The sequence below is a fragment of the Candidatus Sericytochromatia bacterium genome (genome assembly GCA_035285325.1).
Taxonomy (GTDB): Bacteria; Cyanobacteriota; Sericytochromatia; order S15B-MN24; family JAQBPE01; genus JAYKJB01.
This window is the reverse complement of sequence record JAYKJB010000113.1, coordinates 1-16,941: the sequence shown is the minus strand read 5'-3', so window position 1 is coordinate 16,941 and position 16,941 is coordinate 1. Positions and strand designations below refer to the sequence as shown.

General features: G+C 65.4%; 15 protein-coding genes and 2 tRNA genes. 7 read left to right on the top strand and 10 right to left on the bottom strand.

The genetic code is table 11. The annotated features are described in order from the left end of the window. Positions 1-529: hypothetical protein (locus tag VKP62_13965; GenBank protein MEB3198301.1), on the bottom strand; the 529-nt coding region annotated here is incomplete at its 3' end. 235 nt (positions 530-764) lie between these two features. Here VKP62_13965 and VKP62_13960 point away from each other — a divergent pair. Continuing rightward, positions 765-1,364, top strand: coding sequence for a hypothetical protein (locus tag VKP62_13960; protein ID MEB3198300.1), 600 nt, complete (start codon positions 765-767; stop codon positions 1,362-1,364). 53 nt (positions 1,365-1,417) lie between these two features. On the opposite strand, the gene VKP62_13955 is transcribed toward VKP62_13960, so the two are convergent. Then, the gene (locus tag VKP62_13955; GenBank protein MEB3198299.1) at positions 1,418-2,515 is read right to left on the bottom strand and encodes a cysteine synthase family protein; all 1,098 of its coding nucleotides are present in this window, start codon (positions 2,513-2,515) and stop codon (positions 1,418-1,420) included. 110 nt (positions 2,516-2,625) lie between these two features. Next, on the bottom strand, positions 2,626-3,411 hold the full coding sequence (locus tag VKP62_13950) for a hypothetical protein (GenBank protein MEB3198298.1): 786 nt from the start codon (positions 3,409-3,411) through the stop codon (positions 2,626-2,628). A 282-nt stretch (positions 3,412-3,693) separates the two neighbouring features. Here VKP62_13950 and VKP62_13945 point away from each other — a divergent pair, with 282 nt between their 5' ends. Then, positions 3,694-4,389 carry an alpha/beta family hydrolase gene (locus tag VKP62_13945; protein MEB3198297.1) on the top strand — a complete coding sequence of 232 codons (696 nt, stop codon included), beginning with the start codon at positions 3,694-3,696 and terminating at the stop codon, positions 4,387-4,389. 165 nt (positions 4,390-4,554) lie between these two features. Further along, on the top strand, positions 4,555-6,105 hold the full coding sequence (locus tag VKP62_13940; GenBank protein MEB3198296.1) for a sodium/solute symporter: 1,551 nt from the start codon (positions 4,555-4,557) through the stop codon (positions 6,103-6,105). Between the two features lie 152 nt (positions 6,106-6,257). Here the strand turns inward: VKP62_13940 and VKP62_13935 are convergent. Together VKP62_13935 and VKP62_13930 are read right to left on the bottom strand one after the other, a co-directional pair. Further along, positions 6,258-6,331: transfer RNA gene (locus tag VKP62_13935), tRNA-Val, on the bottom strand. 3 nt (positions 6,332-6,334) lie between these two features. Continuing rightward, positions 6,335-6,406 (bottom strand) — tRNA-Cys (locus VKP62_13930). A 129-nt stretch (positions 6,407-6,535) separates the two neighbouring features. Here VKP62_13930 and VKP62_13925 point away from each other — a divergent pair. Together VKP62_13925 and VKP62_13920 are read left to right on the top strand one after the other, a co-directional pair. Next, positions 6,536-8,098, top strand: a complete 1,563-nt coding sequence (locus VKP62_13925) for a hypothetical protein (protein ID MEB3198295.1) — start codon at positions 6,536-6,538, stop codon at positions 8,096-8,098. A 107-nt stretch (positions 8,099-8,205) separates the two neighbouring features. Next, positions 8,206-8,931, top strand: a complete 726-nt coding sequence (locus VKP62_13920; GenBank protein ID MEB3198294.1) for a hypothetical protein — start codon at positions 8,206-8,208, stop codon at positions 8,929-8,931. A gap of 25 nt (positions 8,932-8,956) precedes the next feature. On the opposite strand, the gene VKP62_13915 is transcribed toward VKP62_13920, so the two are convergent. From VKP62_13915 to VKP62_13895, 5 genes are read right to left on the bottom strand one after another with little or no spacing between them, the layout of a single operon-like run. Beyond that, positions 8,957-9,718 carry an ABC transporter permease gene (locus VKP62_13915; GenBank protein MEB3198293.1) on the bottom strand — a complete coding sequence of 254 codons (762 nt, stop codon included), beginning with the start codon at positions 9,716-9,718 and terminating at the stop codon, positions 8,957-8,959. Continuing rightward, complete coding sequence (locus VKP62_13910) at positions 9,715-10,680, bottom strand: ABC transporter ATP-binding protein (GenBank protein MEB3198292.1); 966 nt, start codon at positions 10,678-10,680, stop codon at positions 9,715-9,717. Before VKP62_13910 ends, VKP62_13915 begins: the two co-directional genes overlap by 4 nt. Continuing rightward, on the bottom strand, positions 10,680-12,164 hold the full coding sequence (locus tag VKP62_13905) for a hypothetical protein (protein MEB3198291.1): 1,485 nt from the start codon (positions 12,162-12,164) through the stop codon (positions 10,680-10,682). Before VKP62_13905 ends, VKP62_13910 begins: the two co-directional genes overlap by 1 nt. Positions 12,165-12,208: 44 nt before the next feature. Beyond that, positions 12,209-12,451, bottom strand: a complete 243-nt coding sequence (locus tag VKP62_13900) for a glutathione S-transferase N-terminal domain-containing protein (protein MEB3198290.1) — start codon at positions 12,449-12,451, stop codon at positions 12,209-12,211. Next, positions 12,451-12,942, bottom strand: a complete 492-nt coding sequence (locus VKP62_13895) for a MarR family transcriptional regulator (protein MEB3198289.1) — start codon at positions 12,940-12,942, stop codon at positions 12,451-12,453. The genes VKP62_13900 and VKP62_13895 overlap by 1 nt, the downstream gene beginning before the upstream one ends. A 165-nt stretch (positions 12,943-13,107) precedes the next feature. On the opposite strand from VKP62_13895, the gene priA reads away from it, so the two are divergent. Next, positions 13,108-15,549 (top strand): primosomal protein N', encoded by a 2,442-nt coding sequence (gene priA, locus VKP62_13890; protein ID MEB3198288.1) that lies wholly within the window; start codon positions 13,108-13,110, stop codon positions 15,547-15,549. Between the two features lie 135 nt (positions 15,550-15,684). Next, the gene (locus tag VKP62_13885) at positions 15,685-16,794 is read left to right on the top strand and encodes a TMEM43 family protein (GenBank protein ID MEB3198287.1); all 1,110 of its coding nucleotides are present in this window, start codon (positions 15,685-15,687) and stop codon (positions 16,792-16,794) included. The last annotated feature ends 147 nt before the right edge of the window (positions 16,795-16,941 follow it).

Sequence of the window (16,941 nt, the reverse complement as noted above, 5' to 3'; positions counted from 1 at the left end):
CCTCCCGCTGCGCCACGCTGAGGTCCAGGGAACTCCCCGTCTCAGCGGCGAATCGGTCCAGCATGCGCTCGAAGACCATGCGATGGCTGCCGGCGAAGTGCGAGATGCCATGAGCCACCTGCAGCCGTTGCGCAGGCGTCAGGGTCAATCGGATCTGTTCCAAGGTCATGGCATCCTGGACCGCGTCCTGACGCATCACGCGCGCCAGCGCCGCCTGCAATTGACCTTCATCGACCACCGCCGCGCTGAGCAATGGACGAACCTGATCCAGCATCGGTTCGGTCATGCCGAGCGCATCATGCACGATGTTCCGCAAGCGCCGCAGCTGGCCATCCGACAGCGCCAGACGCTGCAACCAGCGCGCGTGCGGCTCCCTCGGGGCGGCCATCGCGCTCAGGCCGTAGGAGGGAGAATCGGCGTTCGATTCTTTCTCCCCTTGGGTGGGATTCGGCAGGGCACATCCAAGCGCCAAAACGGGCAAGAGCAGGCACGTCAGCCCACGCATGCCGGAAGTCAAAGCTCCATTCATTCCAGATTCCTCCCAGTCTCTGACGGTCACCTCGGCATCATGGGAGGCCCCGGTCGCGGAGGGCAACGTGGGGGCAAAAGACGGCGCAGTCGAGTCAATCAGGCACCAGCAAGGGATGAGGGAAGCTGGGTATGGCTCTTGTATGCCACAAAATGCCAGGGGCCCCGGCCGCCCCACCCGCCCGTCGCATCCCCCCAGACCGCCGAAAGCAGAAGCGCTGGAGACCTCGAAAGGAGTGAAGGAGGAGCGCGATCGCCGTCACCTGACGCCGGAGGGGCGATTGGTGGCAGGGCTCCGACATTATGTGAATCATCCCGAGGCCCTGCCACGCTACGTGGCAGGCAGTCACCCTGACTGGAACGACCGGGATGATCACTGCTACTCGTTTCTGTTTCGCGTGGCGATCGCCCAGGAACTTTTGCCAGACCGGCAGGCCCGCGCCCTGATGGCAAAGATTCGCCCCGGCGAACCCGATAGTTTTCGTCGCGCGCTGTTTCCCGCAGGATACACGCGCCTGCCTCTGCAAGTGCGAGGCGATCGGGTCCAGATTCCGAGCGGCGCGATCCCGGCGGGCCAACTGGTGTCACTCGACGGGGGCGCCCACGTGATGGTCAGCACCGGAAGGCTGCTGCCCGGCGGCCGCCACGAGGTGTTTTCGTTCAAGGGCGGGGGACCGGAGACCCCCGTCTGGGGAGATTCGGTCGGCCTGGACGACCACCCCCGGCTCCACGTGCTGGCGCTCGAGGATGAACTGGAGGCCCTGTTGCGGGACGACCAACCGTTGGACGAGGTCGTCATTGCGGTGGGCCCCTCGGCCCTCACGCCAGCCGACTGAGCCGCGGGGACGCCACTGGAGGCAGGCCCTGGATGACGGCCTGGCTCTGGAGGTCAGAGGCTGGCAGGGCCGGCGGCCAGCATCTGCAGGCGAGGAACCGGGTCCAGCGCGGCGATCGCCGCCTCCAGCGACGCCTCTTCCAGGATCTCGATGCCACTCTCCCGCAGCCAGGACGGGTCGTAGACCGTCTCCAGGTAGCGATCTCCGCGATCAGGATTGAGCATCACGACCTTCTGGCGCCCCTCGAGCAGGCTGGCAAAGGCCAGGCCCGCGGCCACGATGGCGCCCGTAGAAGCCCCCAACAGCAGACCCTCGCGGCGAGCCAGCGCGTGACACACAGAAAAGGCGAGGTCGTCGGGGACGGAGTATGCCGCATCGAGGACCCGCGGGTCGTAGTTGGGGGGCGCGAAAGACAGGCCGAGGCCGGTCATCTTGTAAGGGTGGCGCGGCGTCCCCAGAATGGCTGAACCCGCCACATCCACTCCGACCAGCCGAACGCCGGCATACCAGCGCCGAAAATAGCGCGCAATCCCGGCCAGCTGTCCGGCCGTGCTGAGCCCCACCACGATCACGTCGGGGGCGCCATCGAAGGCGGCCTCGATCTCTCGGGCCGTGTGCAGGGCGTGAGCCTCGGGATTCAAGGGATTGAGGTGCTGACAGGGATACCAGGCGTCGGGCAGTTCCTGCGCCAGTGCGCGGGCCTTGCTCATGCGGGCCACCTGCATCGAACCGTTGGCATCCGCCTCGGAGAGCGGCACGTCCACCAGCTCCGCCCCATAGGCCTTCAGCATGCGACGCATCGGGGGAGCGGTCTTGGCATCGACCACGATGATCACGCGGTACCCGCGGGCCGCGCCGACCATGGCCAGTCCAATGCCAAAATTGCCCGAACTCGACTCGACGATCGTGCCCCCCGGGGGCAACAAGCCACTTTCCTCGGCTTCCTTGATCAGGAAGGCGGCATTCTTTTCCTTGATGCTGCCGCCTGGGTTGCACGCTTCAAGCTTGAGGAACAGTTCATGGGCCTCACATGCCTGGCCCAGGCGGTTGAGACGGAGCAGCGGAACCTGGCCGAGCGCCTCGGTGACATCACGCGCCAGGCGGGGACGCGCCGAGGCGCCAGGGCGAAACTGAGTCGAGGACTCCAGCATGGTGCATATCCCCCGCGAGATGGCCCGTCCCAGGCCTCGGACAGCGAGGCGGAGGTGACCAGGTCCGGGGATATTTAACCACTATTTAACCATAAATTCAAGCACCCCATTCAAGCCGGAACGTAGATGCCGAGAACGTAATTATTGCCGGGCGGAAAGCGTCCGGGGCCCCCGTAGCTCATCTCACCGCCATTGAAAAAGCGGCCCTGACCATCGGCCACCGCAATGTCGCCGGCCACCGGATGCCCCGTGCCCGGGGCGCCGGGACGCACCACCACGATCGCGCCGGCCGGCGCCGCATAGGGATTGTCGAGTGGCAGCCGCTTGAGCCCCAGCGCCTGCAGGTTGCGGTTGGCATAATCGGCGAACTGGCGAGCGTACCGACTGTGGGAATGAGGAATCCCCGCTTGCAGCACGCGTCCGTAGCCACCGGCCCATTGGAGGAAGCGCCAGACGTGGAAATAGCAGCGCCCATCGGGATCCCGGTTGGCAGACGCGCGCCGGGCGATCGCCGCGAGGCGTTGGCGCTGGCGCAGCGACTGCGCGGAGGCCTGCACGTCCCCCGGCTCGAGCGGCGACGAAGCCGACTTTTCAGCGTCATCCGGTCTCAGATATTCCAGCAAGCGCTCCAGGGGCACCTCGGAGTTCCACACGGGCGGCGCAGCCTGGCCGATGCCATCCGCCGGGACGAAGGCCAGGGGGCCCTCCTTCAGTGAACCATTCAACGCATCGCTGACCGCCAGGCGCGAGGCGTCGGCGATCGTCAGGGAGTCCAGGGCAAACCGTCCGGAATCGTTCCAATGGGTGGGCGCCCAGGCCTCCGGCAAGCCGGCGGAGGCTGGCGGCAGGGAGCGGTGGCCAGACGCCGTGGACGGGGAAAGACGCGTTTGATTCATGCGGAACAGCCTTCTCTTCAAATCCAGACGCCAGTAAGCGGCGAGGCGAGAGGGAAACGACTGAGGGAGTTATCGCTGATCCGGGGTTCCAACTCGGTTACAAAGGGGTTGTCTCAAGGTGAAGTTCTGCTGAAAGGGCACTCCATGCGTTCTTCCCGAGGCATGTCGGGTGGGGCGGGTGGCGGTGGTCGCCCCGAAACAACGCGTGGCTGAGGCTTTGCCCCTTCCGGCGCTGCCCCTACCCTGAACGGGGCCCAGGCGTCACGCAGCGAGGAGAAGCCCATGCGGGTTCAGATCAGGTCGGCCCATCCCCTGGAGAACGTGGTCATCGACGTGCGGGAAGGGCCCTTGTACGGCGTGCTCGGCCGTCCTCCCGGCGCGAGCAGCCTGGTGGTCTTCGCGCACGGCACCGGCAGCAGCCGCTTCAGCCCTCGCAACCAGTATGTGGCCGCCGCCCTGCGCAGCGCCGGTCTGGCGACCTTGCTGTTCGATCTGCTCACGCCCGAGGAGAGCGCACGAGAAGCGGGCCTGGAGTGTCCGGGCATCGCCCTCGAGCGCCTGGCCGGACGCTTGCAACGCGTCAGCGCCTGGGTTGCCGCTCAGCGCAGTCTGCGCCCGCTCAGGCTGGGCTATTTCGGGGCGAGCACGGGGGCGGCAGCGGCCTTGCTGGCGGCGGCCCATGACCCGGGTCGGGTGCAGGCGATCGTCAGCCGGGGCGGACGTCCGGATCTGGTGAGCGATGCCCTGCCCCTGGTGCAAGCGCCCACCCTGCTGATCGTGGGGGCGCGCGACGAGCAGGTGATCGCCCTGAACGAAGGGGCCCGCGCCAGGATGCGCGCCCCGGTCGAACTCGTGCTGGTACCGGGCGCGGGCCATCTCTTCCAGGAGGGAAACAGCCTGGAACGCGTCGCCGAGCTGAGCACGCGCTGGTTCAAGCAATATCTCAGCGCGACCCCCCAACCCCTTCCCGGGCGCTGAAAGCAGGGGTTGAGACATTTCGCGAGCGACATTCCGCCTCGAACGGTCCTCCGCGCTCCATCAAGCGGGGGCCTGGCGTGCTCTCCCTCAAAGGATTGGCTTCACAACGCGGATCCAGTATGTTTCACAAGGATCGCAGCAGCTTAGCAGGTGGAGAACCGGGTCATGCACACCCTCGATTGGGTCATCATCGTCTTTTACGTCTTCCTCGTCACCGGCCTCGGAATCTGGTTCGGACGGCGCCAGAGCAACATCGATGAGTTTTTTCTTGGCGGGCGTTCGATCCCCTGGTGGGCCGCGCTGCTCAGCCTGATCGCGACGGAAATCAGCGCCGCCACCTTTCTCGGGGCACCTGAACAGGGCTATACGAGGAACCTCACCTACCTGCAATTTTCGGTGGGAACCATCGCGGCACGCTTTGCCATCGCCGTGCTGTTCATCGGCCTTTACTACCGCTTCAACGTCTACACCGTCTATGGCTACCTGATGGCCCGCTTCGGGCTGGGAACCAATACCGCCACCGCCTCGGTCTTTCTGCTGGGGCGTCTGTTCGCCGACGGGGCTCGGTTGTTTATCGCCTCTCTGGCCATCCACGTCGCGACCGGCATGGACGTCACCCAGTCAATCCTGGCTCTGGCGCTGGCCGCGACCATCTACACCCTGTTTGGTGGCATCAAAGGCGTGATCTGGACGGAAGTGATCCAGGCCAGCGTGCTGATCGGTGGGGCTCTGATTCTGGTTTACAGCCTGCTCTCGAACATTCCGCTGGGCGTCGGCCAGGTGGTGCAGGAAATTCACGCGGCGGGTAAGTTCCAGGTCTTCGACCTCAATTTCTCTGGCTGGGACTGGCTGACCAATCCGTACAACGTCCTTCCGGCCATCATTGGTGGGTTTTTCCTCACCATGGCGACCCACGGCACCGACCAGGACATGGTCCAGCGCCTGCTGACGTGCAAGGACAGCGCCGATGGCAAGCGTTCGATGTGGATGAGCGGCTTCCTGGGGGTGGGCATTCTCTGTGTGTTTCTCTTCATCGGGCAGTTGCTGTTCGTCTATGCCAATCACCTGGCGCCCGGTCATCAGATGGCCCAGTTGGCTGCCCAGCTCAAGGCCGAGGGACACAACAACCAGTTCCTGCTGCATTACATCGTCAATGTCCTGCCTCCCGGCGTGACGGGCCTGGTGCTCGCCGCCGTGATCGCGGCGGCGCTCTCGAGTCTGGGTTCGGGCATCAACGCCACCAGTTCCACCGTCATCACCGACGTGTACCAGCGCTACATCCGCACCGAAGCCTCGCCGGAGCACTATGTGGGCGCGTCCCGCGTCACCACCGTGCTGGTGGGTAGCATCGATGCGGCGATCGCCCTGGCAGTGGCCTACTTCGCCCAGACCCACACCAGCGTCGACTTGCTCTCGATCGCGCTGGGCGTCATGACCTTCTTCTATGGCGGGATGCTGGGAATCTTCCTCGTGGCCATCTTCAGCAAGTCGCGCGGCAACACCCTGACCAACATCGGGGGCGTCGTGCTCAGCATCATCACGGTGGTCTACCTGAAATACTTCACCGCGCTGGCCTGGCCGTGGCTGATTGTGGTCGGCACCGCCGTAACGGTGGGGGTATCGCTGCTCGGACGCACGCCAACGGCGATTCGCGAGCGATTCGAGGCCGAAGAGCAGGCCCACACCGCCGAAGAACAGGCGCGCGCCGCGGCCTGACACCTGGGCGCACGCCCCCGCGCAAGGGGGGCGTGCGCCTGTCTATGCCAAGCTCCCTGCCACGGGGGGGCTTTCTGCTGTGCCCCGGCGTCTCGTCTCAGCCTACAAAACGGTATACAGCCCGGATGCCAGGCATCCGGGCTGTATTGAGGTGGGCATAACTGGACTCGAACCAGTGGCCTCCACGATGTCAACGTGGCGCTCTAACCAACTGAGCTATACGCCCTCAAGGCGGCACCCGGATTCGAACCGGGGAATAAAGCTTTTGCAGAGCTTCGCCTTACCACTTGGCTATGCCGCCGCGGAGGCGTAATCTTAACAGGTTCAGCGCCAGCCTGCAACCAACGGCACACGAGACCTCCGGCGGCCAGCCGGAATCCTGGTGACGCCGCCCTCGCCCCTGCGGGGACACGTTACAATGGCCTTGTCAATGTCCAGCACGATGCGCCCCTTTCGTTTCTCTGCCCGAATCTGGCTCGCCGGCTTGACGTCAGGCGCCCTGCTGGGGTGTCTCCAGATCGCGACGCCCCCGGCCGTTCGCCCGTCCGTCCCGGCGCTGGCGGACCCTCCCACGACCTCCCCATCGGCCAGCCTGGGTCGGAATGCCGCGCTCACCCTGCTGGAGCCGCGCACCGATGCCTTGGAGGTCACCACCACGCCGGGCCGCAGCCTGACCTTGATCGCCAGTGCCGCGGCCGTGGGAAATCCGCCCCTGCGGTTCGTGGTCAGCCCATTGGGAGAGCTCAGCACGTACCGATGGACCCTCCAGGGTTTGAACCGCCCGGTTCCGCGCCTGGAATCCCCGCCCGAGATGCCCTACACGTCGCGTTTCACGGTCCATCGCGACCTGCCCGCAGGCCCTGTGGTCTCGCGCCGTCTCGCGCAGGCCCTACCGGCTCGCGAACCAGGTTCGACGGAAGCCTTTTGGGTCAACACGGGCGATTCGAACGCCGACAGCGATCGCAAGCAGGTATGCCAGCTTCGGCGCGTCTCGGCTCACGCCCTGCTGTATGTGGACCAGCAAGCCAAACCGGTCTCGGACGCGCAACTCGACCAGCTGGTCACGGAGTGGGAGTCGCGTATTTACCCGCGTCTGACGGCTGTCTTCGGTCAGCCCGCCAGCCCGGGCGTGGATGGAGAACCCCGCATCTTCATCGTGCTCTCGCCGGCGGTGGACAACTGGGGCAAAGAGAAGGGCCTGATGGGCTACTTCTGGTCCCGTGACGCCATTCCACGCGGTGGCGGTCATTCGAACCAGAAGGAAGTCCTGTTCATGACCGACCAGCTGTTCGATCGACCGAAGCTGACCTCCTACGGCACCTTGGCCCACGAATTCCAGCACCTGCTGAATTTCTCCCGGAAGTCCGCCCGGCTCGGCTATCGGCTGGTGGAGGATACCTGGTTGGATGAAGGGCTGAGCATGTACGCCATGGAACTCGCGGGTTACGGGTTGCCGGCGGGCGATTACCACATCGCCAAGGACCTGCGGGGATTTCAAGAAAATCCGTCCGCCTACTCCCTGACGTCGTGGAATGAAAACCCCAATGGCTTCGCCTACGGACAGTCTTACCTGTTCGTGCGCTACCTGGTCGACCGCTACGGCAGCGAGATCGTGGCAGAGATCCTCCATGACAATCGCGCCGGCGTTGCTTGCCTGTCTGCCTTGCTGGCAAAACGCAACACCACCTTTGCCAACCATTTCCGGGCGTGGACGATTGCCAACTTCCTCAATGGCACGCCAATGGCGGAAACCGACGAATACCGGTACAAGAACCTGTCCCTCAAGGGCCTTTACCGTTCCTCCACGGGCCTGGAAGATATCATCTTGCCAGGATTTCAGGCCGCCGAACGCCCCAGTGACGAGGTCGAACTGGCCCTGAAGCCGTGGGGCGCCGCCTACCTGGCCTTCTCCCATCGGCACGAGGGGCCCTGGCGCCTGAAACTTCCAGCGGGCACGGTCAACCGCTTGCTAGGGGCCACGATCGTGCCGTGACGTGCGCCTTGACCTCCCCCTACTGCCTAGCCCGAAAGCCCGCACGGCATCAGCCACGCCGCCTGGCGCTGGCGTGGCTGATGCCGTGGTTGTTGCTTGGGGGCTGTGTGGTCACCCCTCAAATCCAGCAGGAACGGATTGCGCCGCCCACCGAGCAAACCTTCGGGCGGCTCGGCGCCGTCCGTCAGATTCTCCCCAATGCAGGCCGTCTGGTCGGCACCCTGTCTGCCGAGGCAGCCCTGCTGCAACGCATCAACGTGACGTCGGTGGAAGGCGCCACGGCTCAAGCGGTGGACGGAAGCGGCAAGGCACTGAGCGAGGGCAGCAGCGTGAATGCCCGGGGACACTTCCTGCTCTATCCGCTACAGCCCTCTCGCGAACGGCTCTTTGTGGTCGTCCTGCTGAAGGGCAGTGGCGGAACGCTCCGCTTTCGAGCCGTTTGCAACGCGCCACGCAAGGTGCTGGATATCCCGGTGCTGCTCGATGCCGGCACCACCTTCGTCGCCGACAAGCTGAGACTGGCACAAGCACAGGAGGAGGTGGCGCTGGACACGCTGCGTTCGACGCATCTCCAAGCCCTGGAGGACGTGACCAACGCCTACATGACCCCGGACGAGCGAGCCCGCGTGGTGCTGGAAACACGGGCGGACTTCAATGCCTTCGCCTTCGACCACTTCATGGACGACCACCCGCCGTTGAAGCGCTTGGCCTACGAGAGCAGCCCGACGATGTTGCGGGGCTGGGAGCCTGCCGACATCTATGCGCCCTACCGTCCCCTTCCCACGCCCACCCCGCGCGCCACGCCGGCCGTCAACACGGTGGGTCCCCCTTGAGGCCCGCCGGGAACCGACTCGGGAATCAGACGCGCAGTTTCCAGCCGCGCCGGAACAATTCCAGAACCGCACCAAGCGCCAACGCCGTCAGGGCCACCGTCACACCGAGCGATTGCCAGAGCGGAACCTCGGCCACATCCAACACGGCGTAGCGAAACCCGTCGATCAGGTAAAACATCGGGTTGAAGGCAGCCAGGGGTCGGGCGGCCTCAGGCAGCAGTGACAGAGGAGAGAAGGCGCCTCCGAGCCAGATCAGGGGCGTGAAGAAAAAGGTCTGCGGAATGGCGATATGGTCCCACTTTTCGGCCCACAGGCCCATCAGCAGGCCGATGGCCGAGAACAGGACCGCCACCAGCACCATGAGGCCCAAGTAGAGCATCACGTGGGCGGGCCAACGCCCCGTGAAGAGCGGAAGAAACAGCAGGAGCAAGTTGCCCAGCAGCAACGCCCGGGCGACCGAGCCCGACACGAAGCCACAGACGATTTCGAAGGCCGAGAGCGGGGCCGTCAGCAATTCCTGGATGCTGTTCATGAAGCGATGTTGAAAGAGCGAGGCGGAGCTCTCCGCAAAGGAGGCCTCGATCACCGTCAGAATCACCAGACCTGGGATCAGGAAGACCACATAGGGGACCCCGCTGGTGGTCTCGATTCTTCCGCCGACCGAGATCCCGATGATCAGGATATACAACAGCGTCGAGACGATAGGGGGCCAGACCACCTGGTTGATGATCTGGAAGGTCCGGCGAAGTTCTCGCCGGCAGAGCGTGAGCAGGCCCAAGGTGTTCATGATGACTTTCGACTGGTGAGTTCCAGAAAGATGTCCTGGAGGGTGCGCCGCGCAAATCGAACATCCTGCAATTCGTGGCCTTCCTCCGCGAAGGCGTTCAGGATCGGGCTGAGCATCCGAGGCTGCGTCTGATGAATCACCACGCGTGCCCCATCGTCCAGGCGTTCGACGTGGAGATCGTCCAGCCCGGCGGGGATCAGCGCCACAGGGGTGGCAAAGGTCAGTTCCAGACGGTCCTGACTCAGTTGCGCCAACAGGGTCCGCTTGTCGTCCAGCGCCGCCAGCTGCCCCTGGTGGATGATGGCCACCCGATTGCACAGTTGTTCCGCCTCTTCGAGGTAGTGGGTGGTCAGAAAGATGGTCATGCCCTCGGCGTTCAGAGCCCGCAAAAAGTCCCACAGTTCAAGGCGCAAGGCCAGGTCCACCCCGGCCGTGGGTTCATCGAGAATCAGCACCCGCGGGCCGTGGATCAAGGCCCGCGCCAGGGTCAGCCGCCGCTTCATGCCCCCGGATAACTTACTCACGTCCTTGTCACGTTTGTCCCACAGAGAGAACTGGCTCAGCAGCGCCCGCGCGCGCTCCCGCGCCACCGAACGCGGGACGCCGAAGTAGCCGGCCTGGTAGAGCAGAATCTCCTCGACCGTCAGGTAGCGGTCGAAGTTGAACTCCTGCGGCGCCAGGCCGACCACCGAACGGGCCTGGCGAAAATCGCGCTGCACGTCGGCACCGAACAGCGCGATCGTCCCCTCGGCATAGCGGGCCAGACCGACCAAGGCGTTGATCGTGGTGGTCTTGCCCGCGCCATTTGGCCCCAGGAAAGCGAAAAAGTCTCCGGGCTGAACCTCGAATGTGATGCCGTCGACGGCGGTGAAATCGCCATAGGTCTTGCGCAGGCCCCGCACGGCGATGGCCGGCGGGCAAGCGGTGGGCGACGCGGAGGCAGGAGCCGAGGGAAGGTTCATCACGCGCCGTCCCCGTGCGCCTGACCCACCGTCGTTGGAACCATCACCGCGTCCGTCATCCCGTGAATGGCAAGTTTATCCAGCGGGCAGATGGTGGAGAGCACCCCGGACAGGCGCGCCTCCTGGCCGACGACAAAATAATAGGGACACAGCCGCGCCCGGCCCGCCATCGGCACAACGGTTTCCTGCCGAAAGTCGTAATAACGGATTTCCGTCTTTTCCGGCTTGCGATAGGCCTGAAGTATGTAAGGATTACGGGGAAAAGCGGTCAGGGCGTTGCGCAAGGCCAGCTCCCAATCGGCGGACGACAGGTCATGACCAAACGCCACCCCGTGACTGCCCCAAGCCAGCGCGGAGAAGCCCGAGGGTTTCAACACGTAGGCGCGATCACGTTTGGTGGCTCCGGCCAACGCCATCCAATCTTGAATCGGCGCCCCATCCACCTGGAGGTCTGGAATCACGGCCTGGGCGGGCAAGGGCGCGGGGTCCAGCAGCCAGGTGCGTGGCAGCAGGCGGTCCAGGACGAGGCGCGTGTCGGCGGACAGTTCCGAGCGCCAGAAGGCCCGCAGCGCCGGGTGGTGGTAGAGGGCGAAACTCAACTTTTCCTCGAGGAACGCCTTGTACGGGGGCGTCACCACCACCTGGGCCTTCTTGTTGGCGTATTGAACCAGCTCGGCCCGGGGCAGGTTCTTGAGGTCGAACAGTTCAAAAAAGCGATAGATCACATCGATCTGGCGGCATTCGCCCGTGGCGAGGTCGACCCGCACGGTGTCGCCGTCATACCGCAGGTCGCCCGGACGCACGACGACGGTAGAGAGCCCCTGAGCCTGCAAGGCGTCGCCCAGCCATTGCTGCTCCAGCCAGTAGTCATCGGACTCCTCAGACACCACGATGGCCAGGTTCGGGTCCGTTTTCTCGGCCACATCCCGGATCATCGCCGCATAGCCCTGAACCAGACCGTCAGCCCCGCCGAGGATCTGACATCCCAGGGCCGCGTAATCGGCTGACATCGCCGCCGTCAAACCGATGCCCCCAGGAATCGAGTCGAGTTCACAACAGGCCAGCTGCCCGGATTCATCGATCACCAGATCGGGCCGGATCACCCGCGGCAGGAGGTTCTTGAAGCGATTCATCCGCTGATAGTCAACCAGGGCCTCCGGCTTGCCCTGGTCAAGCACCTGATGGACCCAGGCAGGCTGACGCCCCTTGACGCTGTCGGCATAAAGCTTGTTCAACGCCCCCATCAGCGACAGCAGATGCGACCCGAGGGCTTCGAGTTCACGGACCCGCGCAGGTGGAAGGGCATAGGGCTCCGGGGCAATGCGCCACGCCGTGTGCCGGCCGGGCGGGAGCGTCTTTTGATTGTTGGCATAGAGCGCTGATTCCCCGGCTCGGGCATTCAACGCCAGGGCCCGACGGACCGCCTCCGCGTGGCTGGCCTCGCTGAGGGCGCGTTCCCGCACTGCGACTTCCGGCTCATTCATCGCCTGGCCCCTTCCTTTCCGTGCCGAAATCGGACGCCCTGTCCTCAGCGACCCGAGGGTGCCCCATAGGTCGCGTCGAGATATGCCAGGATCTTGTCCTCATCGTCGAAGACCTGCTCCCCATCAATCAAGACCGGCACCGTCCACTGACCGGACACCGCATAGACCTCGTGGCGGTCAGGCCGCTCGGAAGGCACTTCCACCGTTTCATAGGAGAGGTTCAGCGCCTTCAGGCGGTCGCGCACCATCTTGCAATAGGGGCAGCGCTCAAGGTTGTAAAGCTTCATCACAGGGTCCTTTCCAGGTTGCTTTCAGCCGGGCTGATGGTCGTTTCGGACGACAGCACCGGGGCCAGGGGGGGCAATCGTTCGAGGTTCAAGCGCTGGATCAAGCGCATCAGCGTGGCGAATTCGTCGGGAGCATACAGCGAAACAAGTCGCTCGGTGGCCCCGGAGAGAGTCGTTTCCACCGCCGGGCGGAGGCGATGGGCCCGCTCTTCCAGGCAAATGCGGGTGGCCCGGCGGTCCTGCGGATCCGGACAACGCCGCACCAGACCCAGGCGTTCCAACCGGTCCAGCATCGGCGTCAAAGTGGCCGCATCCACCTGCAATTCACGCGCCAGGTCTTTGGCTTGGCGCTGGTCCTGACTGAACAAGGCGTGGAGCACGTGGGCCTGCGCCACCGTCAAGCCAAGAGGCGACAAGGCCTCTTCGAAGAAGCGCTGGACCCGTCGATGGGCCAGCCCCAAGGTGAAACACGGACATCGCTCCACGGACACGCTGCGCCTTTCCGTGCCACTCCGCGCCGTCAAGGCGCGCCGATGGCCACTGGCTGAGCTCTCATTTATTGAGACACTTTACATTCTCACACCTAATAGTTAGACGTCAACCTATCTTCCCCCGGTGCGCCCAACCCCGTGGCATAATGAAACCGCTTGAGCGAAGTGACCTCCTCCTCTCCCTCGGACGCCTCCGCATCGCCCTCGCCGGCTCGGTTCGCCGATGTCTGGATCGATGGAGTGACGCTGGCAGACCCACGCCCTTACACCTACGCCATTCCAGAGGCCTGGATCGGCCGGCTGAGACCTGGCACGCCGGTCATCGTGCCATTTGGCTCCCAACGGCACGTGGGTGGCTACATCGTCGCCCTGCACGACGCCGCCCCGGCCAGCGGTCGCACGCGAGCGTTGGAAGACGTTGTGGCGGGCGAAGTCCTCCCTGCGACGATTCGCGACCTGTTGCCGTGGTTGGCGGAAACGACCCTTGCGCCAGTGGCGGACGTTCTGCAGGCCCTCATGCCCCGTGGCACCCTCACCCGGGTGCGCCGGGTGGTTCACCTGACGGACTCGCCCGACGCCCTGCGGGCAGCACTGGCCCACTCGGCCCCGGGGGCACAGAAGCTGGCCGACTTGCTTCTCTCGGCCCCGTCCGGGGTCCCCTTGGGGGCCCTGCAGCAAGCTGCGCGACGGGCCCAGCTGGTGCTGGCGGATTGGCGGCGTCAAGGCCTGGTGCGCATCCAGACCACCTTGGTGGCTCCTGCGGGCAAAGCGCGGATGCAACGTTTTGCCGTGCTCGCGCCGCCCCCTTCGGACCTGAACCTGACGCCACGCCAGGCCGAAATTACAGACCTGCTGACCCGCGCGGGCGAGGCCCTTCCGACCGCCACCCTGCAAAGGCTGGCTCAGACCGACAACGCCACCCTTCAACGCCTGGCGGCTAAGGGCGCCATTCGCTTCGAGATGCGGGCCGTGCGCCGCGACCTCCCCGTCCAGGCCAAGGGCCTGCTCGGCCCTGTGCCGACACCCGAGCAGGCCGCCATTCTGGAGGCCATCCTGGACGCCCCGGCGGGCCAGGCCTTCCTGCTGCACGGCGTGACCGGCAGTGGCAAGACGGAGGTCTATCTGCGCGTGATCGCGGAATCCTTGGCGGCCGGGCGTGGGGCGATCGTCCTCGTCCCCGAGATCTCCCTCACGCCGCAGACCGCCCGGCGCTTTCAAGACCGCTTCGGTGACACCGTCACGATCTGGCACTCGGGCCTGAGCGATGGCGAGCGCTTCGACGCCTGGCAGCGCATTCGCGCGGGCGAAGCCCGGGTGGTCGTGGGGGCTCGCTCGGCCGTCTTCGCTCCCGTGCCGGACCTGGGCGTGGTGATCGTCGACGAGGAGCACGAAAGTTCATACAAGCAGGACAGCAGCCCCCGTTACCACGCCCGCCGGGTGGCCCTGGAACGCGGCCGTCGGGAACAGGCCACGGTCATTCTCGGTAGTGCCACGCCCTCGTTCGAGTCCTATGCGGCCGCCCGCGCGGGACAGCTCACCCTGTTGCGCATGCACCGTCGGGTCGGCGATCGCCCCCTGCCTCCGGTGCAGATCGTCGATATGCGGGAAGAAATGCGCCAGGGACATCGCGGCACCTTTTCCCGAGCGCTGACGGATGCGCTCCGGGAAACGTTGGCCCGGCAGGAACAGGCGATCTTGCTGCTCAACCGACGGGGCTACAGTTCCTTCGTCTTCTGCCGGGAGTGCGGCTACACCTGCCGTTGTTCGCGTTGCGCCGTGGCCATGACGCACCACCAGAATCCGGCCCATCTGCGTTGCCACTATTGCGATGCCCGCAGCCTGGTACCCGACACCTGCCCACAATGTCATGGGCCCTACATCCGGCATTTTGGTGCCGGAACCCAGCAGATCGAGGAAGCCTGTCAGCGCTTGCTGCCCGAGGCCCGCATCGTCAGGGTGGACCGCGACACCACCTCCCGCAAAGGCAGCCATGCGACCCTGCTGGATGCCTTCGGGGCCGGCCAGCACGACATCCTGATCGGTACGCAAATGGTGGCCAAGGGACTCGACTTTCCGCGGGTGACCCTCGTGGGAGTCATGGCCGCCGATGCCGCCCTGAACCTGCCTGATTTTCGGGCTGCCGAGCGGACCTTTCAGCTGCTGGCCCAGGTGGCGGGGCGGGCCGGACGCCACGAGTGGCCAGGCCGGGTAGTGGTCCAGGCCTACGAACCGGACCATCCGGCCTTGCAGGCGGCCGCCCAGCACGACTACGAGGGGTTCTTCCATCACGAATGGCCGGACCGGGAGGCCCTGCGCTGGCCACCGGTCTGTGCGCTGGCGGTGGCGATCGCCGCAGGCGCCGACCGCGAATTGACCCAACGCGTGGCGGAGCGCGTGGCCGCCAGCCTGCGCGAGATTCCCGAGGCCGAGGTCTTCGGTCCCCACGAAGCCCCGCTGGCGCAGCTGCGGGGCCTGCACCGCCAGCAGATCTTTCTCAAGTGCACGGACCTCGAACCTCATCGTGCCGCCATCCGACGCGCCACGGCCCTGGCCGCCCACGCAGGCGTCAGGCTCACGCTGGACCTGGACCCTTATCAGATGCTCTAGCGCCCCAGCCGCCCATCACCCGCCCATAGGCGGTTCCGTCCGGGTATAAAGCCGGCGTCCCTTTGGCTTGCCCGCCCCCAAACGCGCGATCGCCAGGGCGCCCCCCCCGCGCCACCGTCCCTTGGTTTCGAGTCCTTGCGTTCTGTTTCCCCCGCTCCACGGCCCGGGTCTCGCCCGACCTGGTTGGCTCGCCTCCACAGCAGCCTGCTGGCGGGTTTGCTGGGCCTGGTCCTGGTGGCCAGTGCGGTGGCGCTGGCCTACCGGCATGAAACCATCTCAAACGAAGCGGCGCTGGCGGAGACGGCCCACGCGATGGCCGCCAATGCCCCCTCGGGCGACCGGGTGGGGCAGTTCGTGGCGGCGACCGGGATCATCGACACGCCCCAACTGATCGGAGACGAGTTCCTCGCGCCCGGACACTATCTGAAGCTCTTGCGCAGCGTGGAGATGTATGCCTGGGAGGAGCAATGGTTGGAGGATGAGACGGAGGATAGGTCCGAGGTGCTCCCTCGTTATATCAAAGTCTGGACGGCCTCTCCCGCGGATAGCCGTCGCTTTCGCCTCCCTGCCGACCACCTGAACCCGCCGCTGCCCTTAACGGCGCGCAGCCTGCTGGTGGAGCAAGCGAGCGTGTCGGGCCTGCGGTTGGACCTGACGCGCCTGCTGTTGCCACGCCTGGAGCCCCTGCGCATCAGCACCCTTCAGACCCAAGGAGGGGAGGTATTCGAGGACAAGCTCTACCTGGCCAAGGCCAATCCCCGGCAGCCCGAGGTGGGAGATCTGCGCATCGGCTATGCCGCCTACGCCCCAGGCGGAACCGTCACGGTCTATGGCGAACTCGAGACGATGGGCAGCCTGACGCCTCACCGACGGGATGGCGTGGGCATGTACCGCCTCTTCGCCGGTACGCAGGAAGATGCCCTGGCCCAGTTGACCCGGGAACACGGCCCCCAGCTGTGGAGCTGGCGCTTCCTGATGGGCTTGCTGTCCTGGGCGGGACTCTGGTTGTGCTTGCCTCGACTCAATGGCAGGCTGAGCCAGCTGCCTTTCCCTGGGGGACATGGCCGGGTGATCTCCGGGGCCCAAACGTTGCCGATCGCGCTGGTCATGACAGGCGCCCTCGTGCTCGCGGCACGCGCCACGCATCACCTGGGTGTGGCCGTGGCCGTGGAAGCCTTGGCGCTGCTGCTGGCCTGCCACTTCTGGGGCGAACTTCCCGCGCGCGCCAAACGCAAATTGACTTGACTCAGCGCCACGATTTCCGGGCGAAGGTCATATGACGCGGAGGAATCTCCCTCCCCCCGATGCCTGGTGCCCATGAGACTTACGGGCATTCGCCGCGTCCTCCAAACGCCACGTATGACCGCCAGGGGTGCCCCAAGGCTTGCATCT